17 protein-coding genes are annotated in these 21,951 nt (G+C 52.1%); 12 read left to right on the forward strand and 5 right to left on the reverse strand.

Features of this window, described 5'->3' with window-relative positions:
* The first annotated feature begins 226 nt into the window (after positions 1-226).
* The 11 genes from mnmG (at position 227) to L975_RS04600 (ending at position 10,396) form a co-directional block, all read left to right on the forward strand.
* On the forward strand, positions 227-2,116 hold the full coding sequence (gene mnmG, locus L975_RS04550; RefSeq protein ID WP_047707423.1) for a tRNA uridine-5-carboxymethylaminomethyl(34) synthesis enzyme MnmG: 1,890 nt from the start codon (positions 227-229) through the stop codon (positions 2,114-2,116).
* Positions 2,117-2,153: 37 nt separating this feature from the next.
* On the forward strand, positions 2,154-2,780 hold the full coding sequence (gene rsmG, locus L975_RS04555) for a 16S rRNA (guanine(527)-N(7))-methyltransferase RsmG (RefSeq protein WP_010863009.1): 627 nt from the start codon (positions 2,154-2,156) through the stop codon (positions 2,778-2,780).
* Positions 2,781-3,509: 729 nt separating this feature from the next.
* Positions 3,510-3,890 (forward strand): ATP synthase subunit I, encoded by a 381-nt coding sequence (locus tag L975_RS04560; protein ID WP_010863010.1) that lies wholly within the window; start codon positions 3,510-3,512, stop codon positions 3,888-3,890.
* 8 nt (positions 3,891-3,898) lie between these two features.
* Complete coding sequence (gene atpB, locus L975_RS04565; RefSeq protein ID WP_010863011.1) at positions 3,899-4,699, forward strand: F0F1 ATP synthase subunit A; 801 nt, start codon at positions 3,899-3,901, stop codon at positions 4,697-4,699.
* Positions 4,700-4,756: 57 nt separating this feature from the next.
* Positions 4,757-5,014 carry a F0F1 ATP synthase subunit C gene (gene atpE, locus L975_RS04570; RefSeq protein ID WP_010863012.1) on the forward strand — a complete coding sequence of 86 codons (258 nt, stop codon included), beginning with the start codon at positions 4,757-4,759 and terminating at the stop codon, positions 5,012-5,014.
* A 37-nt stretch (positions 5,015-5,051) separates the two neighbouring features.
* Positions 5,052-5,522, forward strand: a complete 471-nt coding sequence (gene atpF, locus L975_RS04575; protein WP_010863013.1) for a F0F1 ATP synthase subunit B — start codon at positions 5,052-5,054, stop codon at positions 5,520-5,522.
* Between the two features lie 14 nt (positions 5,523-5,536).
* Entirely contained in the window at positions 5,537-6,070 is a 534-nt protein-coding gene (atpH, locus tag L975_RS04580; RefSeq protein ID WP_010863014.1) for a F0F1 ATP synthase subunit delta, read from the forward strand.
* Between the two features lie 12 nt (positions 6,071-6,082).
* Positions 6,083-7,624 carry a F0F1 ATP synthase subunit alpha gene (gene atpA / locus L975_RS04585; RefSeq protein WP_010863015.1) on the forward strand — a complete coding sequence of 514 codons (1,542 nt, stop codon included), beginning with the start codon at positions 6,083-6,085 and terminating at the stop codon, positions 7,622-7,624.
* Between the two features lie 51 nt (positions 7,625-7,675).
* Positions 7,676-8,539 carry a F0F1 ATP synthase subunit gamma gene (gene atpG / locus L975_RS04590; protein ID WP_010863016.1) on the forward strand — a complete coding sequence of 288 codons (864 nt, stop codon included), beginning with the start codon at positions 7,676-7,678 and terminating at the stop codon, positions 8,537-8,539.
* A gap of 30 nt (positions 8,540-8,569) precedes the next feature.
* Positions 8,570-9,946, forward strand: coding sequence for a F0F1 ATP synthase subunit beta (gene atpD / locus L975_RS04595; RefSeq protein ID WP_010863017.1), 1,377 nt, complete (start codon positions 8,570-8,572; stop codon positions 9,944-9,946).
* Between the two features lie 21 nt (positions 9,947-9,967).
* Positions 9,968-10,396, forward strand: a complete 429-nt coding sequence (locus tag L975_RS04600) for a F0F1 ATP synthase subunit epsilon (RefSeq protein ID WP_010863018.1) — start codon at positions 9,968-9,970, stop codon at positions 10,394-10,396.
* Between the two features lie 547 nt (positions 10,397-10,943).
* On the opposite strand, the gene potE is transcribed toward L975_RS04600, so the two are convergent.
* Complete coding sequence (gene potE / locus L975_RS04605) at positions 10,944-12,269, reverse strand: putrescine-ornithine antiporter (RefSeq protein WP_010863019.1); 1,326 nt, start codon at positions 12,267-12,269, stop codon at positions 10,944-10,946.
* 1,126 nt (positions 12,270-13,395) lie between these two features.
* Here potE and adiA point away from each other — a divergent pair.
* Positions 13,396-15,666 carry an arginine decarboxylase gene (adiA, locus tag L975_RS04610; protein WP_039046355.1) on the forward strand — a complete coding sequence of 757 codons (2,271 nt, stop codon included), beginning with the start codon at positions 13,396-13,398 and terminating at the stop codon, positions 15,664-15,666.
* Between the two features lie 122 nt (positions 15,667-15,788).
* On the opposite strand, the gene L975_RS04615 is transcribed toward adiA, so the two are convergent.
* From L975_RS04615 to glyQ, 4 genes are all read right to left on the reverse strand, one after another.
* Complete coding sequence (locus L975_RS04615; protein WP_047707424.1) at positions 15,789-17,063, reverse strand: valine--pyruvate transaminase; 1,275 nt, start codon at positions 17,061-17,063, stop codon at positions 15,789-15,791.
* A gap of 258 nt (positions 17,064-17,321) precedes the next feature.
* Entirely contained in the window at positions 17,322-18,566 is a 1,245-nt protein-coding gene (locus L975_RS04620; protein ID WP_039046353.1) for a valine--pyruvate transaminase, read from the reverse strand.
* 293 nt (positions 18,567-18,859) lie between these two features.
* Positions 18,860-20,932, reverse strand: coding sequence for a glycine--tRNA ligase subunit beta (glyS, locus tag L975_RS04625; RefSeq protein WP_047707425.1), 2,073 nt, complete (start codon positions 20,930-20,932; stop codon positions 18,860-18,862).
* Position 20,933: 1 nt separating this feature from the next.
* Positions 20,934-21,863, reverse strand: a complete 930-nt coding sequence (glyQ, locus tag L975_RS04630; protein ID WP_010863024.1) for a glycine--tRNA ligase subunit alpha — start codon at positions 21,861-21,863, stop codon at positions 20,934-20,936.
* Positions 21,864-21,951: the final 88 nt, after the last annotated feature.

Here is a 21,951-nt window from a genome sequence, read left to right on the forward strand (position 1 = left end):
TTGGTAACTGAATGATCTCGTTGATCAATTCATCCTTATCCACAAGATCGTGCGATCCTAATAGAAGATCCAACAAAAGATCTCTATATAAAAAGATCTTTATTTTCTTTTAAGCCAGATCAATTCCGGTTTCCCTTACGACCTAAACTTAAGTAGAATCCGTGATCCTTAGCGAATAATTCCCCCAAGAAGATCTTGTTAACGCACAAACCGAGGTGTGGTGATCATGTTTTACCCGGATCCCTTTGACATCATCGTGATCGGTGGCGGACACGCCGGTACCGAAGCCGCGATGGCATCTGCCCGCATGGGACTGCGGACACTCCTGTTGACCCATAATGTCGATACATTAGGGCACATGTCTTGCAACCCTGCGATCGGTGGGATCGGCAAGGGGCACTTGGTCAAAGAGCTCGATGCCTTGGGCGGTCTGATGGCCCGTGCCACCGATCGTGCCGGTATCCAATTCCGCATTCTCAATGCCAGCAAAGGCCCAGCCGTTCGGGCAACCCGCGCTCAAGCCGACCGTGTGCTGTACCGCCAAGCGGTGCGCACCGCACTGGAAAATCAACCTAACCTGCAGATCTTCCAGCAAGCAGTCGACGATCTGATCGTAGAAAATGATCAGGTAGTAGGCGCCGTCACCCAGATGGGCTTGAAGTTCCGCGCCAAAGCGGTGGTGTTAACCGTGGGTACTTTCCTCGATGGCAAGATCCATATCGGGTTGGAAAACTACAGCGGCGGCCGTGCGGGCGATCCACCCGCAGTCGCGCTATCGCACCGTCTGCGCGAGCTTCCACTGCGTGTTAAGCGTCTCAAAACCGGTACGCCACCGCGTTTAGATGCGCGTACTATCGATTTTTCTGCCCTGCAGCAGCAGTGGGGTGATAATCCTGCGCCAGTCTTCTCATTCTTGGGCGATACCAGTGAGCATCCAGAGCAGATGCCGTGCTACATCACCCACACCAATGAGCGTACTCACGATGTGATCCGTGCTAACTTGGATCGCAGTCCAATGTATGCCGGGATCATCGAAGGGATCGGGCCGCGTTATTGCCCATCGATCGAAGACAAAGTGATGCGCTTTGGTGATCGTAACGGACACCAAGTCTTCTTAGAGCCAGAAGGGCTGACCAGTCACGAAATTTACCCGAACGGGATCTCCACCAGCTTGCCTTTTGACGTGCAGATGGCGATCGTGCGTTCGATCCGCGGCTTGGAAAACGTCAATATCGTCCGTCCAGGTTATGCGATCGAGTATGATTTCTTCGATCCACGCGATCTGAAACAGACGCTGGAAAGCAAAGTGATCCGTGGTCTGTTCTTTGCCGGTCAGATCAACGGTACCACCGGTTACGAAGAAGCAGCGGCGCAAGGTTTGCTGGCGGGTTTGAACGCCGGTTTGTTCGCCCAAGAAAAAGAGGGCTGGTTCCCGCGTCGCGACCAAGCGTATTTGGGCGTGCTGGTGGACGACTTGTGTACCTTAGGGACCCAAGAGCCATACCGCATGTTTACCTCTCGGGCGGAGTACCGACTGCTGCTGCGTGAAGACAACGCCGATCTGCGCTTAACTGAAACCGGTCGTCAGTTAGGTCTGGTGGATGACGAGCGTTGGGCGCGCTTTAGCGAGAAGTTGGAAAACATCGAGTTGGAGCGTCAGCGTCTGCGTTCAACCTGGGTCAATCCGACCAGCTTAGGTGTCGATGCTGTGAACGCTGTGATTTCCGCGCCACTGTCACGGGAAGCCAGCGGTGAAGATCTGCTGCGTCGCCCTGAGATGGATTACGCCACTTTGACTGCTCTGGAGGCCTTTGCGCCGGCGCTGGCTGATGCGCAAGCAGCCGAGCAAGTTGAAATTCAGGTGAAATACGCCGGTTACATCGCGCGCCAGCAAGATGAAATTGAAAAGCAATTGCGACACGAAAACACCCCGTTGCCAGCGGATCTGGATTATCGCCAAGTGAACGGGCTGTCTAACGAAGTGATTGCCAAACTCAACGATCATAAACCCACCAGTATTGGCCAAGCTTCGCGGATCTCGGGGATTACCCCAGCCGCGGTGTCTATCTTACTGGTGTGGTTGAAAAAACAAGGTCTGTTGCGTCGCACCGCATAACGGCGATGGCGCGTAGCCTTCAAGGAAACTGTAACGCATGTTAGCGCAAACTTTAGACCGTCTGCTGGCGCAGACGGCACTTTCCGTGTCCGATCAGCAAAAACAGCAACTGCTGGCCTTTGTCGGTCTGCTGGATAAATGGAACAAAGCGTATAACCTGACCTCGGTGCGCGATCCGCAAGAAATGCTGATAAAGCATATTCTGGATAGCATCGTGGTAAGTCCTTACTTACAAGGCGAGCGCTTTATTGATGTCGGTACTGGTCCGGGTTTACCTGGGATCCCATTGGCTATCATGAATCCAGATAAATCCTTTACGCTGCTGGATAGCTTAGGCAAGCGCATTCGTTTTATCCGTCAGGTACAACACGAATTAGGCTTAACCAATATCATCCCTGTGCAAAGTCGGGTGGAAGAGTTCCAGCCGGAGCAGGGGTTTGATGGCGTACTGAGCCGTGCCTTTGCATCACTGCAGGATATGGTGGATTGGTGTCATCATTTGCCGGCTGCTGACCAAGGGCTGTTTTATGCTCTCAAAGGCGTGGCGCCTGATACGGCCAGTGACCCATTGCCGGCTTGGTGCCAAATCCAGCAAATTATTCCGCTGCAGGTGCCGGAGCTGGATGCCGAGCGACATCTGGTGCTGATCCGCAAAGTACAATAAGCGCGACTATCGATAACCGCCGCTGTGGGTAACCACCAGCGGCGGTGTTACATCTGTCGGCGCAAAATACCGCCTTATTCTGCTATGAGTAAAGTGGCATAGCTAAGGGCTGGTTTTGCATCTGGTTGAGTGCTATTTACATGATGCTGGCGTGATCCGCGTAGAATGGCGCGACATGTATAGTTACCAAACGGACGTATTTTTTTGTGATGTTTTCCTCAAAACATAATGCAATTACCGGTTATGTTGAGGCTGAATCGATTTTCTTGGATGTGATAAGAATATCTTGTTGCAACAGAATGAAATCGTAGCATCATTATGTAATATTATTCTCCGGTCAAACGCCGGGAGAATAGGCTGCGCGGCAGTTAGGGTGTTTATATTTAGCATCAATGCAATGGCGGCGCGTCGTCGGCATAAGAAAGAACAGGCTGTTTATATTTATCTAGTTGATTAAGTTAGGTTAAATATTACTGACATCCTTTTTCTTTTGCATTACAAGCATTCTTATTTATTGTACAAAATAAGCGGTTTGTGTTTACCAAATGTAAACAATTTAGCGTGTTTTTGCTGCTAACAGATTGCATTGATATACCGACTCCGTATAATTTCGTTTTATTCGGCACCGCTTGGCTGAGTAATAAAAAAATACCGCCTGCAAGTGCAGGGAAGAATTAAAGACAGCCGCGGAGTACCTGTTGGCTGGCACTTATCAATCAGAAGGGCGAGATGTCTGTATTAACCCTTGCCGGACGCCGTTTTGCGCGCCGGATCTGGTGGATCCAAGCCAGTGTGGTGCTGTTGTGTAGTCTGTTGTTTAGTGTGTACCGCCTACAATGGGGTTGGTCCGCATTAGCGTGTGGCGTGGTGGTTCTGATCCCCAATGCTCTGTTTGCTTGGTTCGCGTTTCGCTACGGCGGCGCACTGCACTCTGAGCAAGTCATGCGTTCGTTTATGGTGGGAGAACTCACCAAAATTTTTGTAACAGTTGCGCTTTTTGCATTGGTTTACAGGTACATGGATGTGTTACTCCTTCCTTTGTGCTTGACCTATTTGGCTGTGTTGGCAGTGAACCTGTTGGCACCGGTAATTTTTAACAACAACGAGTAGGAAGCATCATGTCTGCATCGGGTGAAGCTCTCACGCCGTCCGGATATATCCAGCACCACCTGACAAACCTGTCGGTGGGGCAGGGGTTTTGGACATTCCATCTGGATACGCTCTTTTTTGGTGCCGTCATTGGCTGTCTGTTTTTGTGGTTATTTTATCGTGTTGCGGTGAAAGCCACCTCCGGAGTCCCGGGGAAACTGCAGTGTGCCGTCGAAATGCTGGTCGAATTCGTAGACCAAACGGTACGTGATACCTTCCAAAGTCGTAACAACACTATCGCGCCACTTGCGCTGACCATTTTTGTCTGGGTGTTCCTGATGAACGCCATGGACTTGATCCCGGTCGATTTCCTGCCGCAAGCGGCCAGCCTGATGGGCATTCCTTATCTGCGTGTGGTTCCTACCACTGACCTGAATACAACCTTTGCGTTGTCACTGGGTGTGTTCTGCTTAATCATCTTCTATAGCGTGAAAGTAAAAGGACCGAAGGGCTTTATCAAAGAGCTGACGCTGCATCCTTTTAACCACCCGCTCATGATCCCCTTTAACTTCGTTCTGGAACTCGTGACCTTACTGGCCAAGCCAATCTCATTGTCTTTGCGTCTGTTCGGTAACATGTATGCCGGCGAGTTAATTTTTATCCTGATTGCTGTGATGTACACCGCCGGTTTGGGTTCGGGCTTTATCGCTACGTTCTTGCAACTCGGTTGGGCCATCTTCCACATTCTGGTTATCACCCTGCAGGCATTCATTTTCATGATGCTGACCGTGGTGTACCTGAGTATGGCGCATACGGATTCAGATCATTAATTGTGACCCCCATAACCTTAATAACTGGCTGTTTATAAACATAAATTGGAGATAACCATGGAAACTGTAATTAGCATTACTATCATCGGTGTTGCTATCATGATCGGTCTGGCCGCACTGGGTACTGCTATCGGCTTTGCGATTTTGGGTGGTAAATTCCTGGAAGCTTCTGCTCGTCAACCTGAAATGGCCCCTGCTCTGCAAGTTAAAATGTTTATCGTCGCAGGTCTGCTGGATGCGATTTCCATGATCGCCGTAGGTATCGCGCTGTTCTTCGTATTCGCTAACCCGTTTGTGGGTCTGTTGCAGGGTTAATTTTCCGCGGCCACTTAACTGTTAGGGAGATGCCGTTGTGAATATCAACGCAACTCTGCTGGGTCAGGCAATTTCGTTCATGTTATTTGTCTGGTTCTGCATGAAACTCGTTTGGCCACCATTGATCGCTGCCATTGAAGAACGTCAGAAAAAGATTGCTGATGGTCTGGCTGCGTCAGATCGTGCAGCCAAAGATTTGGAGCTGGTTCAGGCCAAAATGGCGGAACAGCTGAAAGACGCCAAAGTTCAGGCTGCGGCCATTATTGAACAGGCGAACAAGCGTAAAGCGCTGATTCTGGATGAAGCGCGCACTGAAGCTGATGCTGAGCGTCAGAAGATCATTGCGCAAGGTCAGGCAGAAATTGATGCTGAGCGTAAGCGTGCTCGTGAGGAACTGCGTAAGCAGGTGGCTGCACTGGCCATTGCCGGTGCGGAGAAAATCCTGGAGCGTTCTGTGGATGAAGCTGCTAACAGCGACATCGTCGATAAATTGGTTGCTGAACTGTAAGGAGGGTAGGGCTTATGTCAACAATGACTACTGTTGCCCGTCCCTACGCTAAAGCAGCATTTGACTTTGCGGTTGAACACAATGCGATTGAGGCGTGGCAGTCTATGTTGGACTTTGCCGCGCAAGTTGCCCGCAATGAGCAGATTGCCGGATTGCTTGATGGTGCGTTAGCACCGGAAGCATTGGCGGATTTGTTTATTGCCGTATGTGGCGAACAGCTCGATTCGCATGGCCAGAACCTGATCCGGGTGATGGCTGAAAACCACCGCCTGGCCGCGTTATCTGATGTTCTGATGCAATTTGTTGAGTTGCGCACGGCGTATGAAGCCACAGTGGAAGTGGATGTCACCTCCGCCACCCCACTGACGGAAGAACAACAGAATAAAATTATCGCAGCCATGGAAAAGCGTTTGGCGCGTAAAGTTAAGCTGAATTGCAACCTAGAGAATTCTGTGATGGGCGGCGTGATCATTCGCGCCGGTGACCTGGTGATCGATGGTTCGATCCGAGGCCGCTTAGCTCGTCTCACAGAATCGTTGCAGTCTTAAGGGGACTGGAGCATGCAACTGAATTCCACCGAAATCAGCGAACTGATCAAGCAGCGCATTGCTCAGTTCAATGTTGTGAGCGAGGCTCGCAACGAAGGTACTATTGTTTCGGTAAGTGACGGGATCATCCGCATTCACGGCCTGGCCGATGTAATGCAGGGTGAGATGATCGCACTGCCGGGTAACCGTTATGCCATCGCACTGAACTTGGAGCGTGACTCTGTAGGTGCGGTAGTGATGGGTCCGTATGCCGATCTGGCTGAGGGCATGAAAGTCACTTGTACCGGTCGTATTCTGGAAGTGCCGGTAGGTCGTGGTCTGTTGGGCCGTGTGGTTAACACCCTGGGTGAACCTATCGACGGTAAAGGCGCTATCGACAACGATGGCTTCTCGCCAGTTGAAGTGATTGCACCGGGCGTTATCGATCGTCAATCGGTCGACCAGCCAGTACAGACCGGCTATAAGTCTGTCGATGCCATGATCCCAATCGGTCGTGGTCAGCGTGAGCTGATCATCGGTGACCGTCAGACCGGTAAAACCGCGCTGGCGATCGATGCCATCATCAACCAGCGCGACTCCGGCATTAAGTGTGTGTACGTGGCCATCGGCCAGAAAGCGTCCACCATTGCTAACGTGGTACGTAAGCTGGATGAGCACGGCGCACTGGCTAACACCATTGTTGTGGTGGCATCAGCGTCTGAATCTGCGGCTCTGCAATACCTAGCGCCGTACTCCGGTTGTGCCATGGGTGAATACTTCCGTGACCGCGGTGAAGATGCGCTGATCGTATACGATGACCTGTCTAAGCAAGCTGTTGCTTATCGTCAGATTTCCCTGCTGCTGCGCCGTCCGCCTGGTCGTGAAGCGTACCCAGGTGACGTGTTCTATCTGCACTCCCGTCTGCTGGAGCGTGCGGCCCGTGTTAACGCGGACTATGTAGAACGCTACACCAACGGTGCGGTAAAAGGCCAAACCGGTTCTCTGACTGCGCTGCCAATTATCGAAACTCAGGCGGGCGACGTTTCGGCGTTCGTGCCAACCAACGTGATTTCGATTACTGACGGTCAGATCTTCTTGGAATCTAACCTGTTCAACGCCGGTATCCGTCCTGCGGTTAACCCAGGGATCTCCGTATCCCGTGTGGGTGGTGCGGCGCAGACCAAGATCATCAAGAAACTGTCCGGTGGTATCCGTACCGCACTGGCACAGTACCGTGAACTGGCGGCGTTCGCGCAGTTTGCTTCCGATCTGGATGATGCGACCCGTAAGCAGCTGGCGCACGGTCAGAAAGTGACTGAACTGCTGAAGCAGAAACAGTATGCCCCGATGTCCGTTGCGGCTCAGGCGCTGGTGCTGTTCGCGGCAGAGCGTGGCTATCTGGACGACATCACTCTGAACAAGATTGGCGACTTTGAAGCTGCTCTGCTTTCCTTCGCCCAGCGTGACCACGCTGAGCTGATGGCACAGATTAACCAAACGGGTGGTTACAACGAAGAGATCGAGAATGGCTTTAAGTCTATTCTGGATACCTTCAAGGCAACCCAGACCTGGTAACCTGTCGGGCAGCGGCGTAAGTCGCTGCCCCGTCATGACGGAGAGGCAGAGATGGCCAGCGCAAAAGAGATACGAACAAAGATCGCTAGTGTGCAAAGCACACAGAAGATCACCAAGGCTATGGAAATGGTGGCCGCCTCCAAGATGCGTAAAACGCAGGAGCGCATGGCTGCCAGTCGTCCGTATGCCGAAACTATGCGTAAGGTGATCGGTCATATCGCGCTTGGTAATCTGGAGTACAAGCATCCGTACCTGGAACAACGAGATATCAAGCGTGTCGGCTACTTGATTATCTCCACCGATCGTGGCCTGTGCGGGGGCTTGAACATTAACTTGTTCAAGAAAACCCTGAACGACATGAAAGGTTGGAGTGATAAAGGCGTCGCAGTTGAGGTCGCGCTGATTGGTTCAAAAGCCACGGGATTCTTCAGTTCCGCGGGAGCCAAAGTGGTAGCGCAGACCAATGGTCTGGGCGATACCCCGAGCCTGTCCGATTTGATCGGGCCGGTGAAGGTGATGCTGCAGGCTTATGACGAAGGTCGCTTGGATCAGTTGCACGTGGTGTACAACAAGTTTGTGAACACCATGTCTCAGGTACCGACGATCGATCAGCTTCTGCCCTTACCTAAACCGGATGAAAACGATATCCCAAGCCATAAGTGGGATTATCTGTATGAGCCTGATCCAAAACCGCTGTTAGATACCCTGCTGTCGCGTTTTATCGAATCGCAGGTTTATCAAGGTGTGGTTGAGAACCTCGCCTGTGAGCAAGCGGCCCGGATGGTGGCAATGAAGGCGGCGACCGATAACGCCGGCAACCTGATTAATGACCTGAAACTGGTGTACAACAAAGCCCGTCAGGCCAGCATTACTCAGGAGCTGAGCGAGATTGTATCTGGCGCAGCAGCGGTTTAAGGGCAAACGAATTACTTTAGAGGATTCAAGATGGCTACTGGAAACGTCGTCCAGATCATCGGCGCCGTGGTGGACGTAGAGTTCCCGCAGGACGCTGTACCTCAGGTGTACGATGCACTGACAGTTGAGGGTGCTGAGCTGGTACTGGAAGTGCAGCAGCAGCTGGGTGGTGGTGTTGTTCGCTGTATCGCGATGGGTGCCTCTGATGGCCTCAAACGCGGTCTGAAAGCGCACAATACTGGTGCTCCTATCACTGTACCGGTGGGTGTGGAAACACTGGGCCGGATCATGGATGTGTTGGGTAACCCGATTGACCAGAAAGGTCCAATCGGTGAACAAGATCGCTGGGTGATCCACCGTGAAGCACCAAGCTACGAAGATCAGGCTAACAGCACTGAACTGCTGGAAACCGGTATCAAGGTTATCGACCTGGTATGCCCGTTTGCGAAAGGCGGTAAAGTCGGTCTGTTCGGTGGTGCCGGTGTAGGTAAAACCGTAAACATGATGGAGCTGATCCGTAACATCGCGATCGAGCACTCCGGTTATTCCGTGTTTGCGGGCGTGGGTGAGCGTACCCGTGAAGGTAACGACTTCTACCACGAAATGACAGACTCCAACGTACTGGACAAAGTATCCCTGGTGTACGGTCAGATGAACGAGCCGCCAGGTAACCGTCTGCGCGTAGCACTGACCGGCCTGACCATTGCGGAGAAATTCCGTGATGAAGGTCGTGACGTACTGCTGTTCATCGATAACATCTACCGTTATACCCTGGCGGGGACCGAAGTATCGGCACTGCTGGGCCGTATGCCTTCTGCGGTAGGTTATCAGCCAACGCTGGCGGAAGAGATGGGTGTACTGCAAGAGCGTATTACCTCTACCCGTACCGGTTCTATTACCTCGGTACAGGCGGTATACGTACCTGCGGATGACTTGACTGACCCGTCACCAGCAACCACCTTCGCCCACTTGGATGCGACCGTGGTACTGAGCCGTCAGATTGCGTCACTGGGTATCTATCCTGCGGTTGACCCGCTGGACTCGACCTCTCGTCAGCTGGATCCGCTGGTGGTAGGTCAAGAGCACTATGATGTGGCCCGTGAAGTGCAGTCTGTGCTGCAGCGTTATAAAGAGCTGAAAGACATAATCGCCATCCTGGGTATGGACGAACTGTCCGAGCAGGATAAGCTGATTGTAGCTCGTGCGCGTAAGATCGAGCGTTTCTTGTCCCAGCCATTCTTCGTGGCCGAAGTATTTACCGGTTCTCCGGGCAAATATGTGCCGCTGAAGGAAACCATCCGTGGCTTTAAAGGCATTTTGGAAGGTGATTTCGACCACCTGCCAGAACAGGCCTTCTACATGGTCGGTGGCATCGACGAAGCGGTTGAGAAAGCCAAGAAGTACTAATGCTTCGTTGAGGAGGGCAATATGGCTGCAATAACTTTTCATCTGGATGTGGTCAGTGCGGAAAAACGTATTTTTTCCGGTCTGGTAGAAACCATTCAGGTGACCGGTAGTGAAGGTGAGCTGGGTATTTTATCCGGTCACACCCCACTGCTGACTGCCATTAAGCCGGGCATGGTGCGGATCGTCAAACAGCACGGTAAGGAAGAGGTGATTTACCTTTCCGGCGGCATCCTTGAGGTGCAGCCGACTTCCGTAACCGTACTGGCGGATACCGCTATCCGTGGGCAGGACTTGGATCTGGCGCGGGCACAGGAAGCAAAACGCCGTGCCGAAGAGCAGATCAAAAGTTCGCACGGGGATATCGATTATGCTCAGGCCTCAGCGGAACTGGCGAAAGCCCTGGCAAAACTTCGGGTTATCGAGCTGACCAGCAAGGCCGGCAGACGTTAAGTCTCATTTCTGCGTGAAAAAAGCGACCTACGGGTCGCTTTTTTTTTGCCTGTCGTTTACCGCCGTGAGGCGTTGTGCCGGGGATGACGATATCGAGATCTAGATTATGCCTCTCAACGTGCGTACACCTGCATTCTATGGTTTATGCACTGTTTGCATAATTATTCTTTTTTATGCGAATGATACGGGGAGAGTTCGGTGGCAAGGTTATGCACGGCTGTACGGTTATTGGGGGATTGGTTATTCGTCGAGAGTGAGCGCTCAATAACTGAGGCTGGCAGTGTGAGTCTCTGGCAGCCTAGTTTAGGCGGCGGATTTATCGGTTGGCGAGGCTGACACGTGTGGTAGCAAATGCGGGTTGTGTTGGCGAGAGAGAAGGCTCCGCTGTCACTATCGCTTGGCTTGCTCTTGCGAAAACCAAAACTAGTGACCCGCACGGGAAACGATGCGATGGGGACTTTCGAGATCGCGTGCGGTAGATAAGAGATTGCGGACATAAAAAAGCCACACCCTTGGTGTGGCTTTTTCGTTGAATCGAGCAGCAAACTTATTTGCTGTTTTCCATCGCCAGTTTGGTATCACGACCGGCCAGGAAGCCGTAGAAGATGTAACCAATCAGCGTGATGATAGAGCCACCGAACACGGCATCAGCGCCACAGGCATACACACCGTAGATGCTGTAAGCCACGGCCAGAGTACCCACGATGGAGGCTGCTTTGTACTGGCTTTCGGTCACTTTGTTCTTACGCAGCATCACTTGCAGACCGGTCATCGACAGTACGTAAGGTACCATGTTGATGAATACGGCCAGGTTCAGCAGGGCATTGAACTGCTTGAGCAGGTTTGGAGAGATGGTCATACAGGCCAGCAGCAGCTCCAGAACCAGCATGATCAGCATACCGGCGATTGGTGCGTCGTCACGAGTCACTTTACCGAAGATAGCTGGGAACAGACGGATGTCTGCTGCGGCTTTAGATACCTGCGCGTTGGTGAACTGCCAACCCAGCAGGGAGCCGATACAGGCGATAACAGCCAGAGCAGTAACGATTTGACCAACCAGTGGGGTGAACATCATGGAGAACACCAGACCGAATGGCGCATCAGAGTTAGCCAGTTGCGCGTTAGGCACGATACCTTGGATAACAGAGGTAGACGCGATGTACACGATAGCCGCGAAGCCAGTACCGAACAGGCAAGCCAGTGGTACGTTACGCTCTGGGTTTTCTACCGCACCAGAGTTAGCACCAGCAGATTCAATACCCAGGAATGCCCACAGAGTCAGTGCGATACCAGAAGAGATAGCGCTACCGGTACCCATGTTGTGCGGGTTCCATGCTTCAGCAAAGATTTTTGGATCGAACCAGAACCAACCGATGATAGACAGACCCGCAACTGGCAGGATGATACCCCACACGGTGAAGCCAGAGATCTGACCGGTGATTTTAGGACCCTTGAAGTTCGCTACCATGGTCACAATCAGGATGGCAACAACGGTGATGAAGGTGTTGATTGGGGTCGCTTTAATCCACGGGAAGAACGGTGCCATGTAACCGGCAGCGGATACCGCGATAGCTACGCAGCTGATCACCAGACACACGTAGTAAGTATAAGAGGCGATGAAGAAAGAAGATTTGCCGTGTGCTTCTTCAGAGTAAGCAGACATACCGCCGTCACGCTTACAGAAGGCACCACATTTTGCGAAGGTGTAAGCAATACACATGGCACCGACAGCGGTAACCAGCCAAGAGAGCATGGAGATGGCGCCGGTCTGTGCCAGACTGGCCGGTAACATGATAATGCCGGAGCCCATCATATTAACGGCAACCAGTACGGTCAGGCCGACAACCCCCATTTTTTTCGATTCTGTAGCCATGAATTGTATCTCCGAAAGGGATTATTCTTTTAATATTAGAAATCGATAATGTTGATGCTTTTTGCTTAACCAGAAATAAAAATGTATTTATTCATGCATAAAATACACGGGCAAATATTGTTTTATTTCCGGTGTGTTTCTGTATATCTATCGTCAGCCAATGACATAAAACACATATACCGAAGTATATGAGAAATAACTTACATAACTGGCGAAAAGAAAATGAAGAATGAAACTTATTGGAATTAAGCAGCACGCTGCTTTTTCGGCTTAAACAGTATTGTAGATAGCTATCTAGGTCAAATTCAGTTCCGACAAAAAACACCAGAATACGTAACGAATTATTTATGCTTAATAATAGGTGGTTTTGGCTATCTGCTTGTTTTTGCGATTATTAATGGCGGAAATAACGATTTCTATGTATGCACAATTATGATCAACTGTGTTTTATGTGTGTGGATGGGATTTTAAATGTGTTGAGTAGTAACGAGAGATTGCTCGCCGTATCATTTTGTATGGTACGGAAACGAGATGTTGTTAAGTGTTGCTAGTTATTTCTATGAGCGTTTTTCATGGTTTTTTGTGATTTGAGTCACGGCATTATTTCGGTAATTTTCTTGCTTTGCAATCTATTCCTGAGTATTTAGCTCGACTATTTACCGCTATTTATAGCGTTAAATTAAAATTTATGCGTAATCATACAGTCAGACTAAAAATTAGTGAATAGTTATTTTGTATTTGTATGTTTGTATTCACTCTGGGCTGTTTTGTAATGTTTTGACATATTAGTTAATAGCAAAAAATAAAAAATGGATTTACCATCACTGTGCTTGATGAGTTTGTGTTCCATCTTTTTAATTGACTGCGATATCTGTTAATTGGTTCCGACGTAACGGTAACGTAGAGCCATCTTTGGTCTTCTTATTTACCTGACAGATTATCTTTAATGTTCGCAGCCAATCTGACTATGTATTCAGATTGTTCTTTTATTCAATGAATCTATTCGAAGAATCTGAATACATTATCAAATCACCGTTTTATAACGTACAGACGATAAATGTCTGCGGATATTTATCCGAGCACACCTTGGTATGTGCGGCGTACACCTTGAATGATGGGTTTATCTATGTGTGATAAGAAATATCTGATCGTAGGAAACAGCACTGTTACTAACCTTCCGCTGGAAGAAGCAATCGAAAAGATTGTGACCTCTCTGACCAGCAAGGGTGAACAGGTTCAGTTTGCTCACTCTTACGAGAACGCGACCACCTATGTAACCTCTACTGCAGCAGTTGACTGCGTAATGGCTGAGTGGGTTCCGTCTGAGTCTGCAGAAATCATCGACTTCCTGAAGCAGCTGCGTCTGCGTCACGAGAAAGCCCCAGTATTCCTGCTGGTAAGCTCTCACGGTGACAACAAAGCCGTTACTGCTGAAGTGATGAAGCTGGTGACTGAAACCTTCATGATCCTGGATGACACCACTGATTTCATCGTTGGCCGTCTGCAAGCTGCCGTTGCGCGTTATGAAAAAGCAATCATGCCGCCACTGATGGCTGCCATGATGGAATACGCGAAAGAGAAAGAGTATTCCTGGTCTGCGCCAGGCCACCAAGGTGGTATCGGTTTCTGTAAGACTCCTATCGGTCGTAAGTTCTTCGACTTCTACGGTGAAAACATTTTCCGTACCGATATGGGTATCGAACGTGCTTCTTTAGGTTCAATGCTGGACCACACCGGTGCTTTCGGTGAGAGTGAGAAGTACATCGCTCGCGTATTCGGTGCTGACCGTTCTTACTCTCTGGTTGTTGGTACTTCCGGTGCAAACCGTACCATCTTCCAAGCGTGCTGCTCTGAAGACGATATCGCGATCTGTGACCGTAACAGCCACAAATCTATCGAACAAGGTCTGATGCTGACTGGTGTTGCACCGGTTTACATGACTCCAACTCGTAACGCTTACGGCATCATCGGCCCAATCCCTAAAAAGCAGATGCAGCCTGAAGCTATCAAAGCGAAAATTGCAGAAAGCAAATTCGCGAGCGCAGCGCCACATCAGCGTCCTTCTTACAGTGTGGTAACTAACTGTACTTATGACGGCCTGATCTACAACGGCGACACTATCCAAGAGCTGCTGGGTCAAAGCACCGATCGTATTCACTACGACGAAGCTTGGTTCGGTTACTCTCGCTTCAACCCTATCTACAAGGGCTTCCACGCAATGCGTGGTGATAAAGAAGCGCACGGTAAAGATCAACCAACTATCTTTGCTACCCACTCTACGCACAAACTGCTGAACGCACTGTCTCAGGCTTCTTACATTCACATGCGTGAAGGCCGTAGCAACATCAAGCCAGAGCAATTCAGCCAAGCGTACATGATGCACGCGACCACTTCTCCGCTGTACTCTATCGCTGCGTCCAACGACGTTGCGGCAGCGATGATGGATGGTCAGCAAGGTATCAACCTGACCACTGAAGTGATCACTGAAGCGGTTGAATTCCGTCAAGCAGTAGCGCGCTCTTTCCACGATGCTGAGAAGAACAACGATTGGTTCTTCAAGCCTTGGAACCCAGAAACTGTTATCGACCCAGTAAGCGGCGAGTCTTATGACTTCGCTGAAGCGCCAGTTTCTCTGCTGAGCTCTGAACAGTCTTGCTGGAAACTGAACCCAGGTGACGAATGGCACGGCTTTGCCGATCTGGATGAAGATTGGGTAATGCTGGATCCAGTTAAAGTGAGCCTGCTGACTCCGGGTCTGAACAAAGACGGTTCTCTGCAAGAGAAAGGCGTTCCAGCTGCACTGGTAACTGCTTATCTGTCTAGCGTAGGTATCGTTCCTACCCGTACCACTGACTTCCAAGTTATGTTCCTGTTCTCCATGGGCGTAACCAAAGGTAAGTGGGTGACTCTGATGAACAGCCTGATGGCGTTCAAAAAGCACTACGATGCCAACACTCCACTGGAAGAAGTTCTGCCAGGTCTGGTAGCCACTGCACCAGAAGTGTACGCAGGTCTGGGTATGCACGATCTGGGCGACAAGATGATCGACTTCCTGAAGACTCACAACCCAAGCGTGAAACTGAACCTGGCTTACTCTACTCTGCCACAAATGGATATGCTGCCACGTAAAGCATATGGCCAATTGGTGGCTGACAATGTTGAGCTGGTATCTGTGAACGAGCTGGCTGGCCGTACTGCCGCGAACTCTGTAATTCCTTATCCACCTGGTATCCCAATGCTGATGTCCGGCGAAAACTTCGGCGACGACAACAGCCCACAAATTGGTTACCTGAAAGCGCTGCAAGCGTGGGATGACACCTTCCCAGGTTTCGAACACGAAACTGAAGGTGCTGAGAAAGAGCACGGCGTTTACCACGTAATGTGTGTAAAAAAATAAGCCGCGCTGACCTCTGATGTCAGGTGCTTGAAAACAAAAACCCCGGTTTAACCGGGGTTTTTTTATGTCTGCTGTATGTTTGTTTTATGTCTGTGTTGGTCGCGATTTTTTTGCGCGCCGCTTTACTCCGCCAATGGCTGTGCGGCGCCCGCCTCCTGCCACGCCCGCTCAATTTCTTCGGCTAAGATTTTCACGCCTTGCTCAATCAACTCTGGCTCTGGCACATAGTTCATGCGAATGCACTCATCGGCATGCCGCCACGGCTGCGCGAGCCCCGTGAAGAAATGACAGCCGGGAACCACCAGCACACCGCGTGCTTTGAGGCGTTCGTACAGGGTTTGGGTCGAGATAGGTAGCCCTGCAAACCACAACCATAAAAATAGCGCCCCTTCTGGCTGGTGGATCTTACAGCTGCTAGTGGGCAGATAACGGCGCAAGATGGCGAGAGTCTGGCTCAAGCGTTGCTGATAGAACGGACGAACCACCTGTTCACTTAAGCGCAGCAGATCGCCACGGCGTAGCATGTCGAGCGCCAGCGCAGGTCCGACACTGCCGGGAGCCAGCGAGATAATGCCATTGAGGTTGCCGATTGCGCGAATGATGCGTGGGTGGGCTATCACAATGCCGCAGCGCAGACCCGGGAGCCCCAGTTTAGACAGGCTCATGCACAAGATGGTGTTGTCATTCCAGTGTGGTTTGGCGTCATTGAAGATGATGCCGGGAAACGGCAAACCGTAAGCATTGTCGATGAGCAGCGGAATGCGATGGGCACGCGCGAGTTCATCGAGGCGGGTAATTTCCTGATCGGTCAGCACATTGCCGGTAGGATTGGTGGGGCGCGACACGCAAATCAGGCCGATATCCTCACCCAGCGGCAAGGTATCAAAGTCGATATGGTATTTGAAAAAGCCGTCGTCCAGCTCTTCAATCAGGGGGCGATGGGCCAGAAACTGCGCGTCTTGCAGGCCGCCGTCGGTGTAGCCCAAGTATTCGGGTGCCAGTGGAAATAAAATCCGCTTTTGCTGACCTGCAGCATTTGGGCCGGCCAGCAAGTTGAACAGATAGAAAAAGGCACTCTGGCTGCCGTTGGTCAGGGCGATGTGTTCGGCGGTCAGTGGCCAGCCAAACTGCTGTTGCAGCCAAGCGGCTAATGCGTGCAAGAAGCTGTCTTTGCCTTGAGGACCGTCGTAGTTACACAGCGCATCGGTGAGCTCACCGCTGTCGAGCAGATGACGGCAGCGCTCGGTAAAGTAATCTTGCATCTGCGGGATGCGCGCCGGATTCCCGCCGCCGAGCATGATGGCGCCCGGCGTGCGCAGTCCGTCATTCAGATCGTCCATCAGCTGGGTAATGCCAGCTTGCCGGGTAAATTTGTCACCAAACAAAGACCAGTTCATAAGGGAAAATCACTTCCTGTGCCGATATGGAGTGTCATTGCGTCATATTGAGCAATAACGCAGCGTTTTTTTCTTACCATAACGGCATAAGGGCGCGATCGGCAAGGGAAAGTGCGGCAAATTTAATCACGTTGACGCGTCGAGACGTGCCGGTTGGCAGCGCTAAAAAAGAGCGGTAGAGAAAAAAGTACCACGGCGCAGTGAGCACCTTATCGGTGACTGCGCTGTGGTGTTGTGTAGTGAAGTGTTCGTGGCGGATCAGGCGCTGGCGCGGATCACTTCATCGGCGATGATCTTCAGGCCACGATCCAAGGTGGCGGCATCGGGGATCACGGTGATCCGGATGCATTGGCGCAAATGTGGCCACGGCGCATCCAGACCCAGCTCAAAGAAGCTGCCCGGCACCACAATCACTTTGCGCGCCTTGAGGCGCTGGTACAGCTCATCGGTGCTGATGGTGAGTTTCGGGAACCACAGCCAGAGGAAAAACGCCCCTTCCGGACGATGCACCTGACAGAGCGAAGCCGACAGATGGCGCCGTAGCAGGTGTACCGCTTTATTGATTTTATTCTGGTAATACGGCCGGATGATGCTCTGGCACAGGTCGAGCAAATCGTTACGCTGGATCATCTCTTGCAGCAGCAACGGGCCTAAGGCGTTGACGGACAAACTGATGATGCTGTTGAGGTTACGAATGGCGCGGATAATCTCCGGCGCGGCGATCACCAGTCCGCAGCGGGTGCCCGGTAAACCGATTTTGGACAAGCTCATGCACAAGATAGTGTGGCTGTTCCACGGTAACGAGGCGCTGCTGTACAGCAAGTCGGGGAACGGTTGACCGTAGGCATTATCAATCAGCAGCGGAATATCGTGTTGCTGCGCCAACTCGCTCAGGCGTTCGAGCTCGCTATCGGTGATCACGTTACCGGTGGGATTGGTTGGGCGTGAGACACAAATCAGGCCGGTATTGTCATCCAGCGGCAGGCGCTCGAAGTCGATGTGGTATTTGAAAAAGCCATCGTCCTGCATCTGAATATGTGGATGGGTCGAGATAAACTGACCGGCTTCTAAGCCAGCATCGGTATAGCCGATGTACTCCGGGTTAAGGGGGAATAACACTTTGCGCTGGCGACCGTGCGCATCATGGCCGGCAAACAGGTTAAACAGGTAGAAAAAGGCGCACTGGCTGCCGTTGGTCAGGGCAATGTTGTCCGGGGTGAGATCCCAGTCATACAGCTGGTTAAACAGCCGGCACAAGGTAGTGGCAAAATCTTCCCCACGTGGCGGAGGGCTGTAGTTACACACCAGTTCGCGCAGCTCACCTTGCTGCTGCAGCGTGGCCAGTTGCTGTGCAATATACGCCTCTATTTCGGGGATGGAAGCGGGGTTGCCTCCGCCTAACATCACGGTATCGGCGCTGTAGATACCGTCTTCCAGATCGCTCATCATCTGGGTTACGCCGGCAGGACGCATGAATTTTTCGCCAAATTGCGAGAAGTGCATGAAGAGATCCTCAGCCTGAGACGGGCCGACTCATCAGGAGTCAGAGCCGGACAGGGATAACGTCAATCGAATAAAAAAGGTGCGATGCTGCTAACCATAGATCGTAGGGCGACGCTTGGCTATGGTTAGCACGTTTTGCGTGGCCGTACTGTGTAACTAAGCATTACCGTGCGCTGTGCACCATGGCTGTGATTGCGGTTAGGCATGGGGATAAACATGGATATGTGGGCAGATAAGGATAGGGCATAAAAAAACCCCGCCGAAGCGGGGTTAGTCACGATGCTTACCGCTGCTTATTGCAGTACGGAGATATCCGCCACTTGCAAGAACAGATCGCGCAGGGTGCTCAGCAGGGTCAGACGGTTGTTACGCAGGGCAACGTCATCCGCCATGACCATCACGCTGTCAAAGAAGGCATCGACCGGCTCGCGCAGGGCGGCCAGTTCAGTCAGCGCTTCTTGGTAGCGACCTTCAGCAAACAGTGGCTGCAGCTTGGCAGACAGACTCTGCACTTGCTCGGCCAGCGCTTTTTCAGCCGGCTCTTGCAGCAGGCTGCTGTCGATAGCACTTGGCAGCGCGCCTTCTACTTTCGCCAGAATGTTGGACACCCGCTTGTTGGCCGCCGCCAGTGCCGCCGCCGCGTCCAGAGTACGGAAGTGCGATACCGCTTTCACGCGGGCATCAAAATCGGCTGGACGGGTAGGACGACGTGCCAGTACCGCTTGAATGACATCAACGCTGAAGCCTTCGTCTTGATACCAAGCGCGGAAACGGCCCAGCATGAAGTCGACCACGTCAGTGACCACGTTGGTATTGCTCAGTTTATCACCGTACAGGGCTACCGCATGCTCGGTCAGTGTGGTCAGATCCAGTGGCAGGTCTTTTTCCACGATGATCCGCAGCACGCCCAATGCGGCGCGGCGCAGGGCGAACGGGTCTTTATCCCCTTTCGGGTGTTGACCGATACCGAAAATACCGGCCAGGGTATCCATCTTGTCGGCAATCGCGACGGCGCAGGCAACCGCTGAAGATGGCAGGGCATCGCCAGCAAAGCGCGGCATGTACTGTTCGTTCAGGGCTACCGCCACATCTTCGGCTTCGCCATCATGACGGGCATAGTGCATGCCCATGACGCCTTGGGTGTCGGTAAATTCGAACACCATGTTGGTCATCAGGTCACACTTAGACAGCAGACCGGCGCGGCGCGCGTGGTTTACATCGGCACCGATTTGGCTGGCGATGAAACCGGCCATCTGCTCGATACGATCGGTCTTGTCACGCAGGGTTCCCAGTTGCTGTTGGAACAGCACGGTTTCCAGACGAGGCAGGCGGTCGGCCAGCTTGTGCTTCAGGTCAGTTTTGAAGAAGAACTCCGCATCCGACAGACGTGGGCGCACCACTTTCTCGTTACCGCTGATGATTTGCTGCGGATCTTTGGACTCAATGTTGGTCACAAAGATGAAGTTTGGCAGCAGTTTGCCGTCGGCGGCGTAGACTGGGAAGTACTTCTGGTCACCTTTCATGGTGTACACCAGCGCTTCGGCTGGCACCGCCAAGAATTTCTCTTCAAACTTAGCAGTCAGCACCACTGGCCATTCCACCAGTGAGGTGACTTCTTCCAGCAGGCTTTCGCTGATGTCTGCTTTACCGCCCAGCTCAGCCGCCGCTTGCTCGGCATCACGCAGGATCAGTGCTTTACGCTCAGCATAGTCAGCAACCACTTTACCGCGCTGGCGCAGCAGCTCTGGGTATTGCTCGGCGTGCTCGATTTCAAACTCGGCTTCGCCCATGAAGCGGTGGCCGCGAATGACGCGATCGGAGTGGATCCCCAAAATGGTGCCAGGAACCAGCTCGTCATCCAGCAGTAGGGTAACGGTGTGCACTGGACGGATAAAGTAGGTGCTCTTGTCGCCCCAGCGCATTGGCTTTGGCATTGGCAGTTTGGCCAGCGCGCTGTCGACTATGTCGCACAGCAGCTCTTTGGCTGGACGACCGGCCACTACGGCGCGGTGCAGCAGCCATTCGCCTTTATCGGTCACCATACGCTCGGCTTGGTCGACGGTGATCCCGCAACCGCGCGCCCAGCCTTCAGCGGCTTTGGTTGGTTGACCATCCGCGCCAAATGCTTGGGCAACCGCAGGGCCGCGTTTTTCAATCTGCTGATCCGGCTGGGATTTTTGCAGGTCGATCACTTTCAGCGCCAGACGACGCGGCGCAGCAAACCACTGCACTGGGCCGTGCGCCAGATTGGCTTTATCCAGCTCGGCAGTGAAGTTAGCGGCAAAGGCTTCGGCCAGTGCGCGCAGGGATTTTGGTGGCAGCTCTTCGGTACCAATTTCTACCAGAAAGGTCGCTTGTTGCGTCATATCATTTCGCCTCTGCTGGGTGAGTTTCACGCTGACACATAGGGAAGCCCAGTGCCTCACGAGAGGCATAGTAAGCTTCGGCTACCGCTTTGGTCAGGGTACGGATGCGCAGGATGTAACGCTGACGCTCGGTCACCGAAATCGCTTTACGGGCATCCAACAGGTTGAAGGAGTGGGCCGCCTTCAAAATGCGCTCATACGCTGGCAATGGCAGTGGCTTTTCCAGATTCAGCAGGTGCAGGGCTTCTTTCTCGTACTGTTCGAAGCACTGGAACAGGAAATCCACATCGGCATGTTCGAAGTTATAGGTGGATTGCTCCACTTCGTTCTGGTGGAACACATCGCCGTAGGTGGTTTTACCCAGCGGACCGTCACTCCATACCAGATCGTAAACGCTGTCTACGCCCTGAATGTACATGGCCAGACGCTCAAGACCATAGGTGATCTCACCGGTCACCGGCTTACACTCTAGACCGCCAACTTGCTGGAAGTAGGTGAACTGGGTGACTTCCATACCGTTCAGCCACACTTCCCAGCCCAGACCCCAGGCACCCAGCGTTGGGTTTTCCCAGTTATCTTCCACGAAGCGGATGTCGTGGATGAGCGGATCGAGCCCCAGCTCTTTGAGCGAGCCTAAGTACAGCTCCTGAATGTTGTCAGGAGAAGGCTTGATGATCACCTGGAACTGATAGTAGTGCTGCAGGCGGTTTGGGTTTTCCCCGTAACGGCCGTCAGTTGGGCGGCGGGATGGCTGTACGTAAGCGGCTGCAATCGGCTCTGGGCCCAGTGCGCGCAGACAAGTCATCGGGTGGGAGGTACCGGCACCCACTTCCATATCGAGCGGCTGCACAATGGTGCAACCCTGACGGGCCCAGTAGTCCTGCAAAGTCAGGATCAGGCCTTGAAAGGTCTTAATATCGAACTTAGCCATAATTATGGATTGCCAATTCGCTGAGGTTGAGATAAAGGAAATTAGTATACCGTTTGCACAGCTTTAATAGAAACACTTAAAGGAGGCG

Source organism: Plesiomonas sp. ZOR0011 (assembly GCF_000800945.1).
Lineage (GTDB): Bacteria > Pseudomonadota > Gammaproteobacteria > Enterobacterales > CAMTGL01 > Plesiomonas > Plesiomonas shigelloides.

What these genes read in the sequence shown, in the direction of transcription:
- mnmG (WP_047707423.1), top strand. Translation starts at nt 227, where the DNA reads ATGTTTTACCCGGATCCCTTTGACATCATCGTGATCGGTGGCGGACAC.
- rsmG (WP_010863009.1), top strand. Translation starts at nt 2,154, where the DNA reads ATGTTAGCGCAAACTTTAGACCGTCTGCTGGCGCAGACGGCACTTTCC.
- L975_RS04560 (WP_010863010.1), top strand. Translation starts at nt 3,510, where the DNA reads ATGTCTGTATTAACCCTTGCCGGACGCCGTTTTGCGCGCCGGATCTGG.
- atpB (WP_010863011.1), top strand. Translation starts at nt 3,899, where the DNA reads ATGTCTGCATCGGGTGAAGCTCTCACGCCGTCCGGATATATCCAGCAC.
- atpE (WP_010863012.1), top strand. Translation starts at nt 4,757, where the DNA reads ATGGAAACTGTAATTAGCATTACTATCATCGGTGTTGCTATCATGATC.
- atpH (WP_010863014.1), top strand. Translation starts at nt 5,537, where the DNA reads ATGTCAACAATGACTACTGTTGCCCGTCCCTACGCTAAAGCAGCATTT.
- atpA (WP_010863015.1), top strand. Translation starts at nt 6,083, where the DNA reads ATGCAACTGAATTCCACCGAAATCAGCGAACTGATCAAGCAGCGCATT.
- atpG (WP_010863016.1), top strand. Translation starts at nt 7,676, where the DNA reads ATGGCCAGCGCAAAAGAGATACGAACAAAGATCGCTAGTGTGCAAAGC.
- atpD (WP_010863017.1), top strand. Translation starts at nt 8,570, where the DNA reads ATGGCTACTGGAAACGTCGTCCAGATCATCGGCGCCGTGGTGGACGTA.
- L975_RS04600 (WP_010863018.1), top strand. Translation starts at nt 9,968, where the DNA reads ATGGCTGCAATAACTTTTCATCTGGATGTGGTCAGTGCGGAAAAACGT.
- potE (WP_010863019.1), bottom strand. Translation starts at nt 12,269, where the DNA reads ATGGCTACAGAATCGAAAAAAATGGGGGTTGTCGGCCTGACCGTACTG.
- adiA (WP_039046355.1), top strand. Translation starts at nt 13,396, where the DNA reads ATGTGTGATAAGAAATATCTGATCGTAGGAAACAGCACTGTTACTAAC.
- L975_RS04615 (WP_047707424.1), bottom strand. Translation starts at nt 17,063, where the DNA reads ATGAACTGGTCTTTGTTTGGTGACAAATTTACCCGGCAAGCTGGCATT.
- L975_RS04620 (WP_039046353.1), bottom strand. Translation starts at nt 18,566, where the DNA reads ATGCACTTCTCGCAATTTGGCGAAAAATTCATGCGTCCTGCCGGCGTA.
- glyS (WP_047707425.1), bottom strand. Translation starts at nt 20,932, where the DNA reads ATGACGCAACAAGCGACCTTTCTGGTAGAAATTGGTACCGAAGAGCTG.
- glyQ (WP_010863024.1), bottom strand. Translation starts at nt 21,863, where the DNA reads ATGGCTAAGTTCGATATTAAGACCTTTCAAGGCCTGATCCTGACTTTG.